Genomic DNA, 15017 nt, shown 5'->3' on the forward strand with positions numbered 1-15017 from the left:
GATTGATCAATCCTCATTACCATGAGAAATATATATCGACACATTGGCCTGATTTTTTTATCTGGATTGTTTTTTACAGTTGGGGCATATGCTCAACCGACTTACAATAGTGCCAAGACAATTAGCGCAACGCAAGTAGAAATAAGCTTTAACTCTAGTTTGACAGCCATAGGGGCTGCCGGACTATTCACTATTCCTGGTGTCAATGTTACCGGAGCGATTGTTGACCCGGGAGACGATACGAAAGCACTTTTAACATGTGATCCATTTGGTACCGACTTTTCGTTGTCGGCAGGGCCGGGAGGAATGTTGCTAGCAGCCGGTGCTGTTACAGATGCAGGAGGTGCCAGTGTGCTCCAGGATGAATTAGCTGTCGCTGATGGAGCAGCTCCGGTATTGTTAAGTGCACAAACGACGAGTTTGACCAATATCAGGTTGACTTTTTCGGAAGATGTGACTGTATCAACTCCAGCGGGTACCGAATTCACCTCTGGAGATTTTACAGTGTCGGCAGCCACCTCTGCGGGAGGTGCGCTGGTAGACTTAACCGTAGCCGGGATAGCCGATGGAGCTTTTAGCTCCACAGATTTGGATATCGCTGTGGATGCAGTAGCGGATGTAAGCGCAGGAACTATCGGCAATGCGCCGGCTTTGGATCAGACGGTGGATGACGGCATTGCTCCCACTTTTGTAAGTGCCGAGACGACAAGCCTGACCAATATAAGACTGACTTTTTCAGAAGACATAACTGTGACAAATGCAGGAGGAGGAGATTTCACCTCCAGCGGCGGAGACTTTACGGTGACTGGAGCTGTAGTATTTGGCACTAATCAGGTTGATCTGACGGTGAATACCTTGAGCGGAACAGATTTCGCATCTACGGATTTGGACATAGCTGTTGATGCCGTGAAGGATGCAGGGGCATTGACCAATGGCATAGCTGCGATAGCAGATCGAACGGTAGCAGATGGTGCAGCTCCGGTATTGTTAAGTGCACAAACGACGAGTTTGACCAACATCAGGTTGACTTTTTCGGAGGATGTGACTGTATCAACCCCAGCGGGTACCGAATTCACCTCTGGAGATTTTACAGTGTCGGCAGCCACCTCAGCGGGAGGTGCGCTGGTAGACTTAACCGTTGCCGGGATAGCCGATGGAGCTTTTAGCTCTACGGATTTGGATATCGCTGTGGATGCTGTAGTGGATGTAAGCGCAGGAACTATCGGCAATGCGGCGGCTTTGGATCAGACGGTGGACGACGGCATTGCTCCCACTTTTGTAAGTGCCCAAACAACCAGCCTGACCAATATCAGGTTGACGTTTTCCGAACAAATTACAGTAACTACAGCGGGGGGTGGCGATTTTTCTTCTAGTGGGGGTGATTTCACAGTGACCGGTGCAGCAGTATTTGGAACTAATCAGGTTGATCTGACGGTGAATACGTTGAGCGGAACAGATTTCACATCTACCGATCTGGATATAGCTGTTGATGCCGTGAAGGATGCAGGGGCATTGACCAATGGTATAGCTGCGATAGCAGATCGAACGGTAGCAGATGGAGCAGCGCCGGTTTTGTTAAGTGCACAAACAACAAGTTTGACCAATATTAGGCTGACATTTTCAGAGCCAATTACTGTGACTACAGCAGGAGGGGGAGATTTTACTTCCAGTGGGGGAGATTTTACTGTATCTGCGGCGGCTGTTTTTGGAAGCAGTCAAGTTGATTTAACCGTTGGGGCTCTGGCTGATGGGTCGTTTAGCTCTTCTGATTTGGATATTGCTGCGGGTGCTGTAGCGGATGTAAGCGCAGGAACTATCGGCAATGCGGCGGCTTTGGATCAGACGGTGGATGACGGCATTGCTCCCACTTTTGTAAGTGCCCAAACAACCAGCCTGACCAATATCAGGTTGACGTTTTCAGAGGCTGTCACAGTTGTAACTGCCTCAGGTACCGATTTTGGGATAGGTGGTGTAACGATAACAGGTGCTGCTTCATTTAGTGCCACAGAAGTTGACTTGACAGTTGATCCGTTGAGCGGGACAGATTTTACGTCAATAGATTTAGATATATCGGCCGGAGCAGTTGAGGATGGAGGATCCAATCCGGTAGCCTCTACCCTGGACCAGACAATCGCTGATGGAGCAGCTCCGGTATTGTTAAGTGCACAAACGACGAGTTTGACCAATATCAGGTTGACTTTTTCGGAAGATGTGACTGTATCAACCCCAGCAGGTACCGAATTCACCTCTGGAGATTTTACAGTTTCAGCTGCCACCTCAGCGGGAGGGGCACTGGTAGACTTAACCGTAGCCGGGATAGCCAATGGAGCTTTTAGCTCCACGGATTTGGATATCGCTGTGGATGCTGTAGCGGATGTAAGCGCAGGAACTATCGGCAATGCGGCGGCTTTGGATCAGACCGTGGACGACGGCATTGCTCCCACTTTTGTAAGTGCCGAGACGACAAGCCTGACCAATATAAGCCTGACTTTTTCAGAAGACATAACTGTGACAAATGCAGGAGGAGGAGATTTCACCTCCAGCGGCGGAGACTTTACGGTGACTGGAGCTGTAGTATTTGGCACTAATCAGGTTGATCTGACGGTGAATACCTTGAGCGGAACAGATTTCGCATCTACGGATTTGGACATAGCTGTTGATGCCGTGAAGGATGCAGGGGCATTGACCAATGGCATAGCTGCGATAGCAGATCGAACGATAGCAGATGGAGTGGCACCAACGGTTGTCTCTGCTGTAACCAAAGACAATACGCCCGATGGTTATATTGACCAAATCGTCATTACTTTTTCAGAGGACATTGCTGCCGGTTCTATCGACGTAGACGGTGGATCTGATGATTTCTCTGTTGCAGGTTATACAATTTCGTCGGCAGCAGTATCGGCTGCCAATGAGGTTACTTTGACACTCAATACGGGAGGCTCTCCGGATACTGGAGTTACCCCAGATGTGAATATTGTTGCTTCCCAGGTAACAGATCTAAATGCTGTGGCAGCCATTGCAGCGACTGTTGGCACTTCAGATGGGGCTGCACCTTACATTGTTTCCTCTTCCGTTCAATCAGCGAATGCTTATTTTGAGGTGGTATTTTCTGAAGTTGTTGTGAAGCAGGGCGGAGGCACTTTGACCAAAGCAGACTTCACCACTGCCACTTCGCCAAACGGTGGAGCTACTATTTCCATCGGTTCAACTCTGCAAGACGATCAGGATCAGGATTTAGTTCCGGCTGGTAGTGCTGTTATTAGGTTTATCCTTACTGCTGCTCCTACAGTCCTTGACGTCACAGGAGCTGAAACAGTAAGTGTTGCAGTGAATGGTGCCAATGTCAAAGACGGTAGCGACAATACTTTAGTCGGAACTACGGGTAATAAGAACCTCAATTTAATTGATGTAAGTAATCTGCTAAGGATTATTAGTGCTGTCCCTCAGCCCGACAACTCGTATGTGACAATTACCTTTTCGGAAGATGTATATAGAGATGGTACAAGCGACAGAACCATCCATATTGCTAATTCGAATAATGGACAGATTAAGAGGGACGACTATACCAATGGCACCTCTCTTTGCGACGAAGATGAATTGTGTTTGATTTATAATGCTAACGGTACGGGTGTAGTGATCAACGACAACGATGATGCAGATATCCAATGGGCCAGAAATCAAAGTCCCAAAAGCTTACTGAGTAATAATGATAACTACTTTGGCCCTTCATTCAGACTCTATCTTAATGATATAGTTGGTACGCCAACAGGAAAGGAGACCTATACTCTTAAAGTCAGGAACAATTCTCAGATAAGTGCTAAGGCGGATCCCTCCAAATTTATGTTGGACATAGCGGCTAACCAGTTCACATTTTATTTGGCTGATGAGGCGGCTCCGGTTTTCTCACCGAATCCGGTGGCAACAGGAAGTAATGTCGTAGGATCGGCGGGCATCTTCAGCTCCGATGAGCTCATCACAATTTCAGCTGACTTAGGCGAGTCTGGGCTGACCGTCACAGCTGATTTGACCAACTTACTTCTGTCATTGTCTGCAACTCAACCTATGACAGAAGTAGGAGCTACAGGTGTTTATACTTACCAATTGCCCATTCCTGCCAAGTTCTTAAACAATGGGGTGAGAAATATTCCGATTAAGGCAACCGACGCAAGTGTTAACCTTAACTCCACAACTAATTCTACGCTAAACGTGACGGTTGACAGCCAGGGCCCCGCACTTACTGTGAATTCACTTATTACGACCGACCAAACGCCTCTTTTGGAAGGTCTTGCTACCGGCGCAGCATCTGTTAGCATTACTATTGACGGCCCGGGCGGTCCCTATGGCCCCTATGTGTCGGGGGGGGCTGTTACGCTCTCTGGTGGTAGCTGGTCCTTGAATGTGCCCACTACCTTGCCCTTTGGTACCTACAGCGTTAACGTTACTGGCCTTGACGCTGAGTCAAACAGTTCGGCCGATATTACTAACAACGAGCTATTGATTTCCAACGGGGTTAATATCTCAGCTTTGAACCTTACTCAAATATGTGTAGACGGGGGGTATCGAACAGGGTCTTTTGCCATTACTGAAACGCAAAATGGTGACATTCAGCAGGGCACAAGTAAGGTGTTCAGCGTTCAGTTGCCCAATGGGTTTGTTTTCAATACTGCGGTGATACCGACATTTTCAGATACTCAAGGCGGCGGCAACCCGGTTACAGGCTCTGTGAGCTTCCCGGCCAACAATGTGCTTCGTGTTACGTACACTGCCAGCGCTGGTAGCCTTGGTCAACTAAACGATATCACGATAGCAAACGTGCAAGTGGCAACTAATTTGGCCACCGCCACCGCCACCGCTGATGTACTTAATCTTGGAGGTGCTGCCAGCATACTTGGATTAGACGTGGGCACGGACCTGGGTGATGTGGGGAGTATTAAACCTGGGGCGCCTGTTGCATCAAAGGCTACGCATGAATACTATACCCAAGTATTATCTGGCTCGATCTCTTACGGTGGAGCTTCAGCAGCACCAATTTCAATTACAGGTAACACAAATAACTTGGTCTGGTACGAAAATGAAGCACTAACACTCAGTAATGCGGCCTTGAATGGTAGCATCAACCCCCCAATGAAGGGGCTCGCTGGGTGGGGGTTTGTTGACGCTGACAATAACAATGTTCCTGATTCGCCGGGTGGGTTATCGACCTATTGGGTGACGCAAACAGAAAATGGGTGTCGTAGTATTGCCACCAAAGTTTCAGTGGCGGCAATTAGATTTGTTTTTAGCACTAACACGGACAAATTTGTTATCGACGACAGCAATGGGGCAAATCTTGCAGCCGATTTGGACGTGGTTAAATATGATGGGGTGTTTTCCGGGCCAGGGTTAGGTGGTCAGTCGCCTAGTGGGAATTCAATTACAACAAAATTTATTCCCAGTACTGCTGGGATCGGAAACCATAATATCAACTTTGAGATAACCAACAAGACAACCCAGGTGGCTTACACTAAGGTTAAAACATTGCAAGTTGTCGAATCTACTTCAATATTTGCCGAGAATGCCGACGTTGACCCTGGTAATAACATACCAACTGAATATTGCCAGGATGACTTTGTAAGTCCAGCTTTTACTGCTGAAATACCTGTAGGGAAGCAGTTTTATGGATTCGCACTTTATTCGCCTTATGGTGGAGGGTATTTGAATTACGATCCACTACGCATTTTACCGGGATTTGACTTCAGCCCGAATCTTACGAATGCAAGTGGGGATCTGAATAATCCAAATGGATGGAGGTTTTATATAAGCGATCATTTAAGTAGCCTGCCATCGACCAAGGATCCTTACGTCTACATTTTTCGATACACCTGGGACGGGATTACGCCTCCATGCTATTCTTGCTGGGACGCCTATCAAATTATCTACTTAAGGACTTTGCCTACTGTCACTATCAAAAATTTGAATAGTGCTTATTGCGCTGATGCCAGTTCGAGCTATGCTATTACAGCTTCCATATCAAATGGTGGTGCCAATGGCCCTAATATTACTTCCTGGCCAAACTACAAAATAACCAATGTAACAAGAGGTACCGGACCCAAGACGTTCTCGGGTGAAATAATAGATATGGCTGCTCTAGCAAGCGACGGAACAGTTGGCCTAAATGGGTTGGCTCAAAGTGAATATAAGCTAGAAGTGATTACTTCAGACGCTCAAGATCCAGCATTTATGTGTGCGTCCACGGGGTCTCAGAATTTTAATCTATATCGGGAACCTGTGGCACCAGTATTGACCCCAGCCGTATATGAGTTCAATTATTGTAGCAATGAGACACTAGTTGCCGGAGATTTTGTTTTTGAAAGCCCAGACTTCCCAGACGACCCAGTCACTTATACATTTTATAAAGACAATGGAGGTATACCCGGCAACAAGGTTGAAACGAATGACGATGGGAAATTCATTAATTTGGCAGGTGTGGGCCTTGACGATTTTTCTTCGCTAAATTCATCCAATAGGAGAGATAACTTTGTATTCCACGTCACACAGACCTTCAAAGGTGCAATTCAATCATGTGAAGGTGCCTTTCAAACTGTTACTGTTAATGTTTTTTATGAACCAAGTCCTCCACAGGTGCAGGGGGCTACTTTAATAGGTGACACATACGTAATTGAATACTGTCAGGGAGAAGCTGTGTCTCCTATTCAACTGAATGCAGGTTCTCTTGACTCAGGAGATGAAAACAGTAGCTATTTTTCATGGTATGAAAATGCTGATCTGAGCGGGCCTTTGTTTCCTGCCACGGGAGGTACGCAATACATACAAGCGACTGCGGCAGATTTGTCGATTGATACAAATACTCCTGGTATATATGACTTCTATGTAACCCAGTCTGATTATCTGAGCGAGTTTGCAGGTTGTACGTCCGTCGCCAGAAAGGTGGAAGTTAGAATCGTTCAGTCACCAACGGCACCTTCGTTAACGGAAACTGCGTTTTATACATGTCAAAACAATGCAGTAGGGAATATTTCTGCCCCAGCAGAAACTGGCGTGGCGTATCAATGGTATATCGACGATGGGGATCAGGTTGCAGAGCTTGGAGGAGATGACGTTAAGTTTGCGTCGGCCACTAACGTTATTACAAATGCTGATTTGGTAGGCGCAGGCTTCAATCCAGCTAATAATGGATTCACCTATGTGTGGGTAACTAAGTTGCAGGATCAGAATGCAGCTACATTATTCGCAGGGTGCGAGGGACCACCAACAAAATTAACAATTACTGTTTACCCCGAAGCAGGCGTTCCGACTATAGTCGATAATGTAAATGCGGGCCATGGCCCCGTTTTGCCCGCTGACAATATTGGAGGAGTTCCGGTGTATGAATTTAAGTACTGTATTGAAGATGTTACTACGAGTGTAGAGTTTCAGGTGAGCAATACTTTTACTGCCTTCACTGGAGCGGGTGAAACCAGAAAATACAACTGGTATCAGGCGGCCTTGAACGGAGGCGGAACGGCTATCGTGAAGGCTGTGTCGAGCCCGCTCATACTTTCGGGGGCAGATGTCGAGCGGAAGACGGCGAATGCCAGTGACTTGTTTTTGATTGGTTCCCCCCCCTCGGAAAGATATTTCCTCATAAGCCAAACTACCAATATTAGAGGTGACGGGAAGCATCTTGGATGTGAAAGTAACTTAGTGGCGCTTAAGGTTACTTTGTATGGAACGCCAGGTACCCCGACTGACGCAAGTGGCACTAACGATTATTATTATTGTAATGGTGCTACCATCGACAATATTACAATGAATGGTGCGGTTGGTGCCACTTTTAATTGGTACAATGTCGACCCTTTGGATAATCCCGGTGCCATACCAATTTTCCAGGGGCCTTCGGCAAGCGCAGCCGACTTGAGCATCAACAATGAGCCTGCTAATCAAGTATTGGAGCAAACGTCGGTTTTCTATGTAACCCAAGTGGTGAATATCGATAATGGGATAACCCCACCTTTTGTTGGGTGTGAGAGTAATAGGCGGAGGATATCTGTAACGGTGGTGCCTATTCCTCCAAGGCCAGTCATGGCAAGTGTCCCCGACGATACCAACCCCCGGTATGCCATGTGTGAGGGTGATGCCGTTGTACCCTCTTTTAGTATAGCAAACAGATTTCCCGGCGCAACTGTACAGTTCTGGGATGTCGACAAGAATATTCCTTTGGCAGCAACCAACAGCAGTTTTACGCCGTCGGTTGCAGATTATCCGCCGTCAGGTACACTCTATAATTTTAAGGTCACACAAACAATTAGGGATGATGTTTTTGCTGGTTGTGAAAGTAGCGTTGAATTCTTTACTTTTTATCACGCTCCAATAGCGGGTGTGCCCCATACCACAGGCACTAATGACGTGTATACTTATTGTATAGGAGAGGAAATAGGCAATCTTCAAATCGATGCTAACATCAATTCGATATTTACTTATAGGTGGTTTAGTGATGTGAACTTAAATAACCTTTTGACAACTACCACGTCGGTTAACAATGATGTCGTACCAAGCCTGAATCCAACATTTGATTCGAAAAAAGCCGGCACTTACACGTATTACGTTACATCCGAAGTTACTGGACAAGGATGTCAAAGTGCTGCGACAAAAGTAGAGGTAGTGATTAACTCCTTGCCGGCGGTCACAATGACCTTTGATGATGATGATAAGACACCCGTTCCAAGTACTTATGCCATCTGTGTAGACAATGGAACATTTAACCTTGTTGGTTCTTTGGCGGGAACTCTAGCCGGCACCTTTAAGGGAACCGGTATTACAGACAATGGCGATGGAACTGCCATCTTTGATCCTCTGTTGGCAGTGGGGCTTACGGATCCGCAGGAGTTGCCTGCTGCGGAAAATCCAGAGTTTACGATTACGTACACATTGACAAATGCCAATGGTTGTATCGACTCTCTCCAAAGGGTGGTTCGGGTGAAGCCTTTGACAGTGGTTGATTTTTCCAGCACAATTTCTTTTGATGAAGAAAACAGTAACCTGTTAGTAGATGTGTCGGAAAGTCAGGTTATCCGGTTTACCGGCAATCAGAGCAATGGTACATTTACGGGCACTGGTACTACCACTACAAGTCTCACCACAGCAGTATTTGCTCCGTTGGCTGCGAGAGACGAAGATTTGTATGGAGCTAACACCAGCTATCCGATAACCTACGGATCTTCTGGTACAAATGGCTGCTATAATGAGGTCACAAAAACAGTCACTGTTCAGCCCATTCCTCAAGTTGATTTAGTGGTGACTGGGGGGTGTTCTTCCTTCGATATCGATTTAACAGCTAACGTTGCCAATGCAGAGGCATTGGGTGGTGTCAGCTCGGTAGAATGGACGATCAAAGGAGATGCTTCAAATGCACAGGAAACGGTGATTGGTACCGGCATAAATTTCACCTATACTGAGAAGCCAACGCCTGGTAACTATATTTTCAAAGCGAAAGTTACAGGTGTTAATGGTACTGTTAATTCGGTAGAAGTAGTTAGAAATATCGGTAGTTCGCCCGACCCTTATATTGCCTGGAGGCATATCGTAGCAGGCAGCCCGACTATTTTCTCGTTTGACAACCGAATATTGCCCGATCAGTTTTTGAAGTACATGAAGCTTGAGTGGGTTACTGCTAGCGGAAACATCTTAATCACTGAGCGAAGCGCCAATACTGACACTCAGAACAGTAATGATTTTGCGAGGGCTTATTTTGATGCTGAATATGGAGGCTTTACTTTCCCGGGAGAGGGTGACTATACTGTGAGGCTGACAATGGTTTCTGTGAACGAGTGTGTTGCTACTACCGAGAGGGTGGTTCATATTTTACCGCTTGTAAGCGTTAGCGAAAATTTTACTCCGCACAGCTTTGAGGCTGGCACTGATGGCTGGTGGGTAGATAATACATTTCTGTTTACGCCAACTGCTGATAAGTTTTCAAAAGCGGTTCGCCCCAATGACTGGGAGACGGGAACAAGTGGTGGCGCAAGACTAAATTCCGCCAGTGTGGGACAAAGGGCAATGTTTACAAAGGCGGGAGGCTTATATAAAATCAACCAGACCGCCTGGGTGATGTCGCCGGCTTTTGACCTCTCGGCCCTTTCACGCCCTATGGTCAGCTTCGATAGAATGTTTCTAACAGAGGCCAGGAAGGACGGCGTCGTATTTCAATACTCTATTGACAATGGAGATACCTGGCAGGTGCTTGGAAGTTACGAAGCACTCGAAGGTCAGTCAACCGGAGAAAATTGGTATTCAATCGACGGCATCTCTTCTGATCCGGGAAGCCAGGATTTTTATAGCACCTCAAGCAGCAGAGTAGGCTGGGCTGGATCGAGCCTGAAGACCGGTCAGGTGGACTTTACCTACGCATCGGCCCGACAGAAACTGGATTTGATTCCCGGAGATAGAAAGCAAGTTATTTTCCGGTTTGCGTTTGCGTCCAATGCCTCTGAAGATGCGGAAGACGAAGGCTTTGCGTTCGATAACTTCTGGATAGGCAACCGAACCAAGCAGGTATTGCTCGAGAAATTCAGCTCAACAACTAATAGGTTGAGCAATGACGTTGACACACAACTTCAAACGGAGCTTGCAGTTCTTGCTAACAACAATAATGATATTATCCCAATCGCTTATCATACCGAATTCAAAGGAGGGGAGGGCAGTGATCCGTTTAATCAGCTTAACAAGGCCGATGCGGGGTCGAGGGTTCTTTTCTATGGTATTACCGATGTGCCCACTTCAATTCTCTCTGGTAATGTCTCGGAAGAAACCTATCGGGCAGCAGATGCTAGTGGAAGACCTTTTCGTGAACTGGAGTTGTCAAGGTCGTCGCTTCGGGACCCACTGGCAAGTATATCGATTGAACAACTTAGTGCCGGCGATACTCAGCTGTCGTTCAATGTGAAAATAAGTAGAAAGGCTTCTACAAATGGGACAGTGCCATCTAGCGGTGAGCATCGCTTGTATGTGGCTATCGTAGAAGATTCTCTTGAATTTCAGGGCAAACCATATCAAAGTGTAATGCGGAAGTTACTACCCAATGGTAATGGCGAGATCATCAGTGGGTTTGCCGGGCTGAGCACGGAAACTGTGCTGACCTTTCCGTATACCTGGGAAATTAGTGGAAAGCTCGTAAAAGACCCCGATCAGTTGAAAGTGGTGGCGTTTATTCAGAGCAACGACACTAAGCTGATTTATCAGGCTGCCAGCCTGGACATCAAAGGCAAGCAGGCTACCGAAACCGGGGTCGACCTTCCCGGCGAAATAGCTTCTTCCTACGCCCTTTACCCGAACCCAGCCAATACAGAAGTGGGTGTGAGGTTTGACAGTCAGCTGAACAATGACTTTGAATGGCGACTGATTGATCAGGCGGGGGCTATAATTTCCAATGGCAGAGTGCAGAAGGGTAGTGAAGGGGTAACACTAGATACAAGGTCTGTGCCCAGTGGCATGTACTTTGTGATCATCAGCAACGAGAATGCCATGTTTGAACCTAAGAAGCTGTTGATTATTCATTGATACGTGGCGATCCAGTCATAAAAAAGGCTGTGCTTCCATGAAGCACAGCCTTTTTACTTTTCATGCAATAAGGTCGCTAGAATGTCTTCAGTAGTTCACTCAATTCAGCAATGGCTTGAGTGGTGGTGCCATCAACTTTGTCGACAAGTACCTTTATTTCGGCAGGCTTTTTCCCCTCTTTGGCTAGCGCTTCCAGCTCAAGCACATTGGTTTTTAGCTCCTCTATGCCCATAAATGCGATGGACGGCTTCATTTTATGGACGATTCGTGCCAGCAGAGGCCAGTCAGCAGCATTGTGTGCGCTTTGCATTTCAGTCAAATTCTCTGGAATAGTCTCGATAAATGCCTCGATCATTTCTTTCATGAATTCAGTATCTCCTTCGCAAACTTTTTCCAAATAAGATAAATCTATTATGTTGGCCATGTTTTCTTTTTAGCTTTCCAAGTCTTTAAATTTAACTAAAACATTAGAAATACAGTGAGGTTTAAATGTTTGTTCGTAAAAGTGATGACTCATCGCTTTCAGTAACGCAATTTTTGATATTTTCGCATAAGACATTCATTTCAACAAACGATATCTAATGATACCTGAATTTGAGAAGCTTCGTGACGATGAAGTAGAAATTTTGCTAAAGGCACCTGCCTATGTATCGGTGCTTATTGCGGGCGCAGACGATAATATTGACAAATCAGAAATCCAGAAAGCAATTCAACTGGCTAAGGTGAAGCAGCAAAAGGCCAGGGAGTCGCTGCTTGGCTACTATAAGGCAGTAGGAGAGAGGTTTGAGAACGATTTCATGACCATGATAGAAGAGTTGCCTCACAAGGCAGCCGAGAGAGGGCCGGCCATCAACAGAGAACTGAAAAAGCTGAATCTCATTCTGCCGAAGCTAAACAAAACTTTCTCGACTGAGTTTTATGCGAGCCTGAAGGATATTGCCAAGAAGATTGCGGAATCCTCTGGTGGCATTCTCGGGTATCTGTCAGTTAGTTATGAAGAGGCTAAATTGATGGAGTTGACAATGATCAACGACCCGGCAAAGAAGTAAAAATCTATTTGACAATGAACAGCCCAGGCAGTCCCTGGGTTTTTTTATGCTTAACGGAAAATACATTCTCCCGCCCCTCAGGCTTGTCTTCTTAATGTGGGCTTTCTTCGCTGTGGAGAACTACCTGTCTGTTGACCTTGGTTTTCTTGGTATTTACCCAAGAACGCTCTACGGGCTAATCGGCATACTTACCGGTCCGATGATTCACGGCAGCTGGATGCACATCACATCCAATACGCTTCCTTTGCTTTTTTTGGGAGGTGCCCTCTATTATTTTTATGACAAGATTGCCACCCGGGTATTTCTCCAGTGTTACCTTTTCACGGGGATATTTGTCTGGTTGTTTGGAAGGCCTTTCTACCATGTCGGTGCCAGTGGGTTGATCTATGGATTGGCTTTTTTTCTTATCTCCTTCGGTATTTTTCGGAAGGATTTTAAATCACTATTCATTTCTATTGTTGTAGTGGCTTTGTATGGAGGTATCATCTATGGTATTTTCCCCTCGCAGCCTGGCGTGAGCTGGGAGTCACACCTGATGGGCGCTATTGTGGGTGTGACAACGGCGTTTACTTTGTCGAAAGTAAGATCAGTTTCCTCGTCCTAGACAGAGTCAAGCGACTGCATGATCGACGTTACCTGCTCAAGAGTGATTGGCTTAGAGAAAAAGCCTTTTACAATGTCGATTTCCTTTGCTCTTGCCCTGTCGGAATTCAGAAGTGAGGAGCTGATGACAAACACCGGTATTTTTTTAGCCAGAGATACCTGAAGATCCACGAAACCTTCCAGAAACTCCCAGCCATTTAGTGTTGGAAAGTTCAAATCAAGAAGGATTACGTCCGGCAAATTCTCAGCACTTTTTTTGTGGAGCATGATTTGCCTTAGGGCATCGTAAATGTCTTCAAAGTCTTCTATCCGGCCAATCGATGGTTCCTTCTCACACAATTTTTTTGTTATGAAACGAAAAGATGGATCATCGTCTACAATGAAAACATGAAATTTCTTAGCTGCCATCCCCGGTCGATTATTACTGGCTTAGTGTTCAGAACAAATTGGCTAAAAAAAAGCCCTATCGCAAGACAGGGCTAAGTTATTTTGATCAAAAACGATCTTATCTTTTACTAATTGGGACGTAGTTTCTTTCTACCTCACCTACGTACACTTGTCTTGGTCTGCCGATAGGCTCACTGTTGGCTCTCATTTCCTTCCACTGGGCAATCCAGCCCGGAAGCCTTCCCAGTGCAAACATCACAGTGAACATTTCTGTAGGTATGCCAATGGCTCTGTAAATGATGCCGCTGTAGAAGTCTACGTTGGGGTAAAGCTTTCTTTCTACGAAATAAGGATCTTTCAATGCAGCCTCTTCCAACTCTTTGGCAATATCAAGCACTGGGTCGTTCACACCCATTTTCGCCAAAACGTCGTCAGCTGCTTTCTTGATTATCTTCGCCCTTGGATCAAAGTTCTTGTATACTCTGTGGCCAAATCCCATCAAACGGAAAGGATCATCTTTGTCCTTCGCTTTTTCAAGCCACTTTTTACTGTTGCCGCCATCTTCTTTAATAGCTTCCAGCATCTCTATAACCGCCTGATTGGCACCACCATGGAGCGGGCCCCACAGCGCATTGATACCTGCAGATACTGAAGAGTAAAGGCTTGCCTGTGATGAGCCGACAATTCGCACAGTTGACGTTGAACAGTTTTGTTCGTGATCTGCATGGAGGATGAGCAGTTTGTCCAAAGCGCTGGCAACTACCGGGTCTGCCTGATACTGATCTGCAGGAAGAGCAAACATCATCTTCAGGAAGTTGCCGCAGTAGTCGAGGTTATTGTCTGGATAAATGACCGGGTGCCCCATTTCGTTCTTATATGCCCAGGCGGCGAAAGTTGGCATTTTGGCGATCAGCCTGATAATACCAAGATTCACTTTGTCCCACGACCTGTTTGGGTCGAGAGATTCAGGGTAAAAAGCAGTAAGTGAGCAAACCAACGAAGAAAGCACCCCCATTGGGTGGGCATTGCTTGGAAACCCTTCCAGTATTTTCTTGATGTCCTCATGCACAAGTGTATGGTGCGTGATGTCTTTTTTGAAACTGTCGAAGGTGTCTTTTTTAGGTAGCTCTCCGTAAATAAGCAGGTAGGCCACTTCCAGGAAGGTCGATTTTTCGGCAAGTTCCTCAATTGGATAACCACGGTATCTTAGAATGCCCAATTCTCCATCGAGAAAGGTGATGGCTGACGTCGTAGAGCCCGTGTTTTTGAAGCCTTGATCAATGGTGATCAGCCCGCTTTTTGCTCTGAGGCTACTAATGTCGATTGCTTTTTCATTTTCTGAACCCTCAATCACAGGCATTTCGTAAACCTGGCCGTCGTAATGTATTTCAGCAACTTTAGACATTGATTCGAATAAATTTATATGTTACTAACGATAAATAA

At 46.1% G+C, this 15017-nt stretch carries 6 protein-coding genes; 3 read left to right on the top strand and 3 right to left on the bottom strand.

What is annotated here, in order from left to right; translation table 11 throughout:
- The first annotated feature begins 21 nt into the window (after positions 1–21).
- Positions 22–11535 carry a T9SS type A sorting domain-containing protein gene (locus ACMVP2_RS24250; protein WP_416865474.1) on the top strand — a complete coding sequence of 3838 codons (11514 nt, stop codon included), beginning with the start codon at positions 22–24 and terminating at the stop codon, positions 11533–11535.
- A gap of 76 nt (positions 11536–11611) precedes the next feature.
- On the opposite strand, the gene ACMVP2_RS24255 is transcribed toward ACMVP2_RS24250, so the two are convergent.
- Positions 11612–11959, bottom strand: a complete 348-nt coding sequence (locus ACMVP2_RS24255) for an Hpt domain-containing protein (protein WP_416865475.1) — start codon at positions 11957–11959, stop codon at positions 11612–11614.
- A gap of 157 nt (positions 11960–12116) precedes the next feature.
- Here ACMVP2_RS24255 and ACMVP2_RS24260 point away from each other — a divergent pair, with 157 nt between their 5' ends.
- Both ACMVP2_RS24260 and ACMVP2_RS24265 read left to right on the top strand, forming a co-directional pair.
- The gene (locus tag ACMVP2_RS24260; protein ID WP_317491465.1) at positions 12117–12584 is read left to right on the top strand and encodes a hypothetical protein; all 468 of its coding nucleotides are present in this window, start codon (positions 12117–12119) and stop codon (positions 12582–12584) included.
- 94 nt (positions 12585–12678) lie between these two features.
- A complete protein-coding gene (locus ACMVP2_RS24265) occupies positions 12679–13188 on the top strand; it encodes a rhomboid family intramembrane serine protease (protein WP_416865476.1) in 510 nt (169 codons plus the stop codon).
- Here the strand turns inward: ACMVP2_RS24265 and ACMVP2_RS24270 are convergent.
- Both ACMVP2_RS24270 and ACMVP2_RS24275 read right to left on the bottom strand, forming a co-directional pair.
- Complete coding sequence (locus ACMVP2_RS24270; protein WP_416865477.1) at positions 13185–13595, bottom strand: response regulator; 411 nt, start codon at positions 13593–13595, stop codon at positions 13185–13187. The two genes, ACMVP2_RS24265 and ACMVP2_RS24270, sit on opposite strands and share 4 nt — an antisense overlap.
- A gap of 97 nt (positions 13596–13692) precedes the next feature.
- Positions 13693–14979 (bottom strand): citrate synthase, encoded by a 1287-nt coding sequence (locus ACMVP2_RS24275; protein WP_416865478.1) that lies wholly within the window; start codon positions 14977–14979, stop codon positions 13693–13695.
- Between the last annotated feature and the right edge of the window lie 38 nt (positions 14980–15017).

This window comes from Imperialibacter sp., assembly GCF_048007035.1.
GTDB lineage: Bacteria > Bacteroidota > Bacteroidia > Cytophagales > Cyclobacteriaceae > Imperialibacter.

Coding starts and splice junctions, on each gene's coding strand:
- ACMVP2_RS24265 (WP_416865476.1), top strand. CDS start 12,679: ATGTGGGCTTTCTTCGCTGTGGAGAACTACCTGTCTGTTGACCTTGGT.
- ACMVP2_RS24275 (WP_416865478.1), bottom strand. CDS start 14,979: ATGTCTAAAGTTGCTGAAATACATTACGACGGCCAGGTTTACGAAATG.
- ACMVP2_RS24255 (WP_416865475.1), bottom strand. CDS start 11,959: ATGGCCAACATAATAGATTTATCTTATTTGGAAAAAGTTTGCGAAGGA.
- ACMVP2_RS24250 (WP_416865474.1), top strand. CDS start 22: ATGAGAAATATATATCGACACATTGGCCTGATTTTTTTATCTGGATTG.
- ACMVP2_RS24270 (WP_416865477.1), bottom strand. CDS start 13,595: ATGGCAGCTAAGAAATTTCATGTTTTCATTGTAGACGATGATCCATCT.
- ACMVP2_RS24260 (WP_317491465.1), top strand. CDS start 12,117: ATGATACCTGAATTTGAGAAGCTTCGTGACGATGAAGTAGAAATTTTG.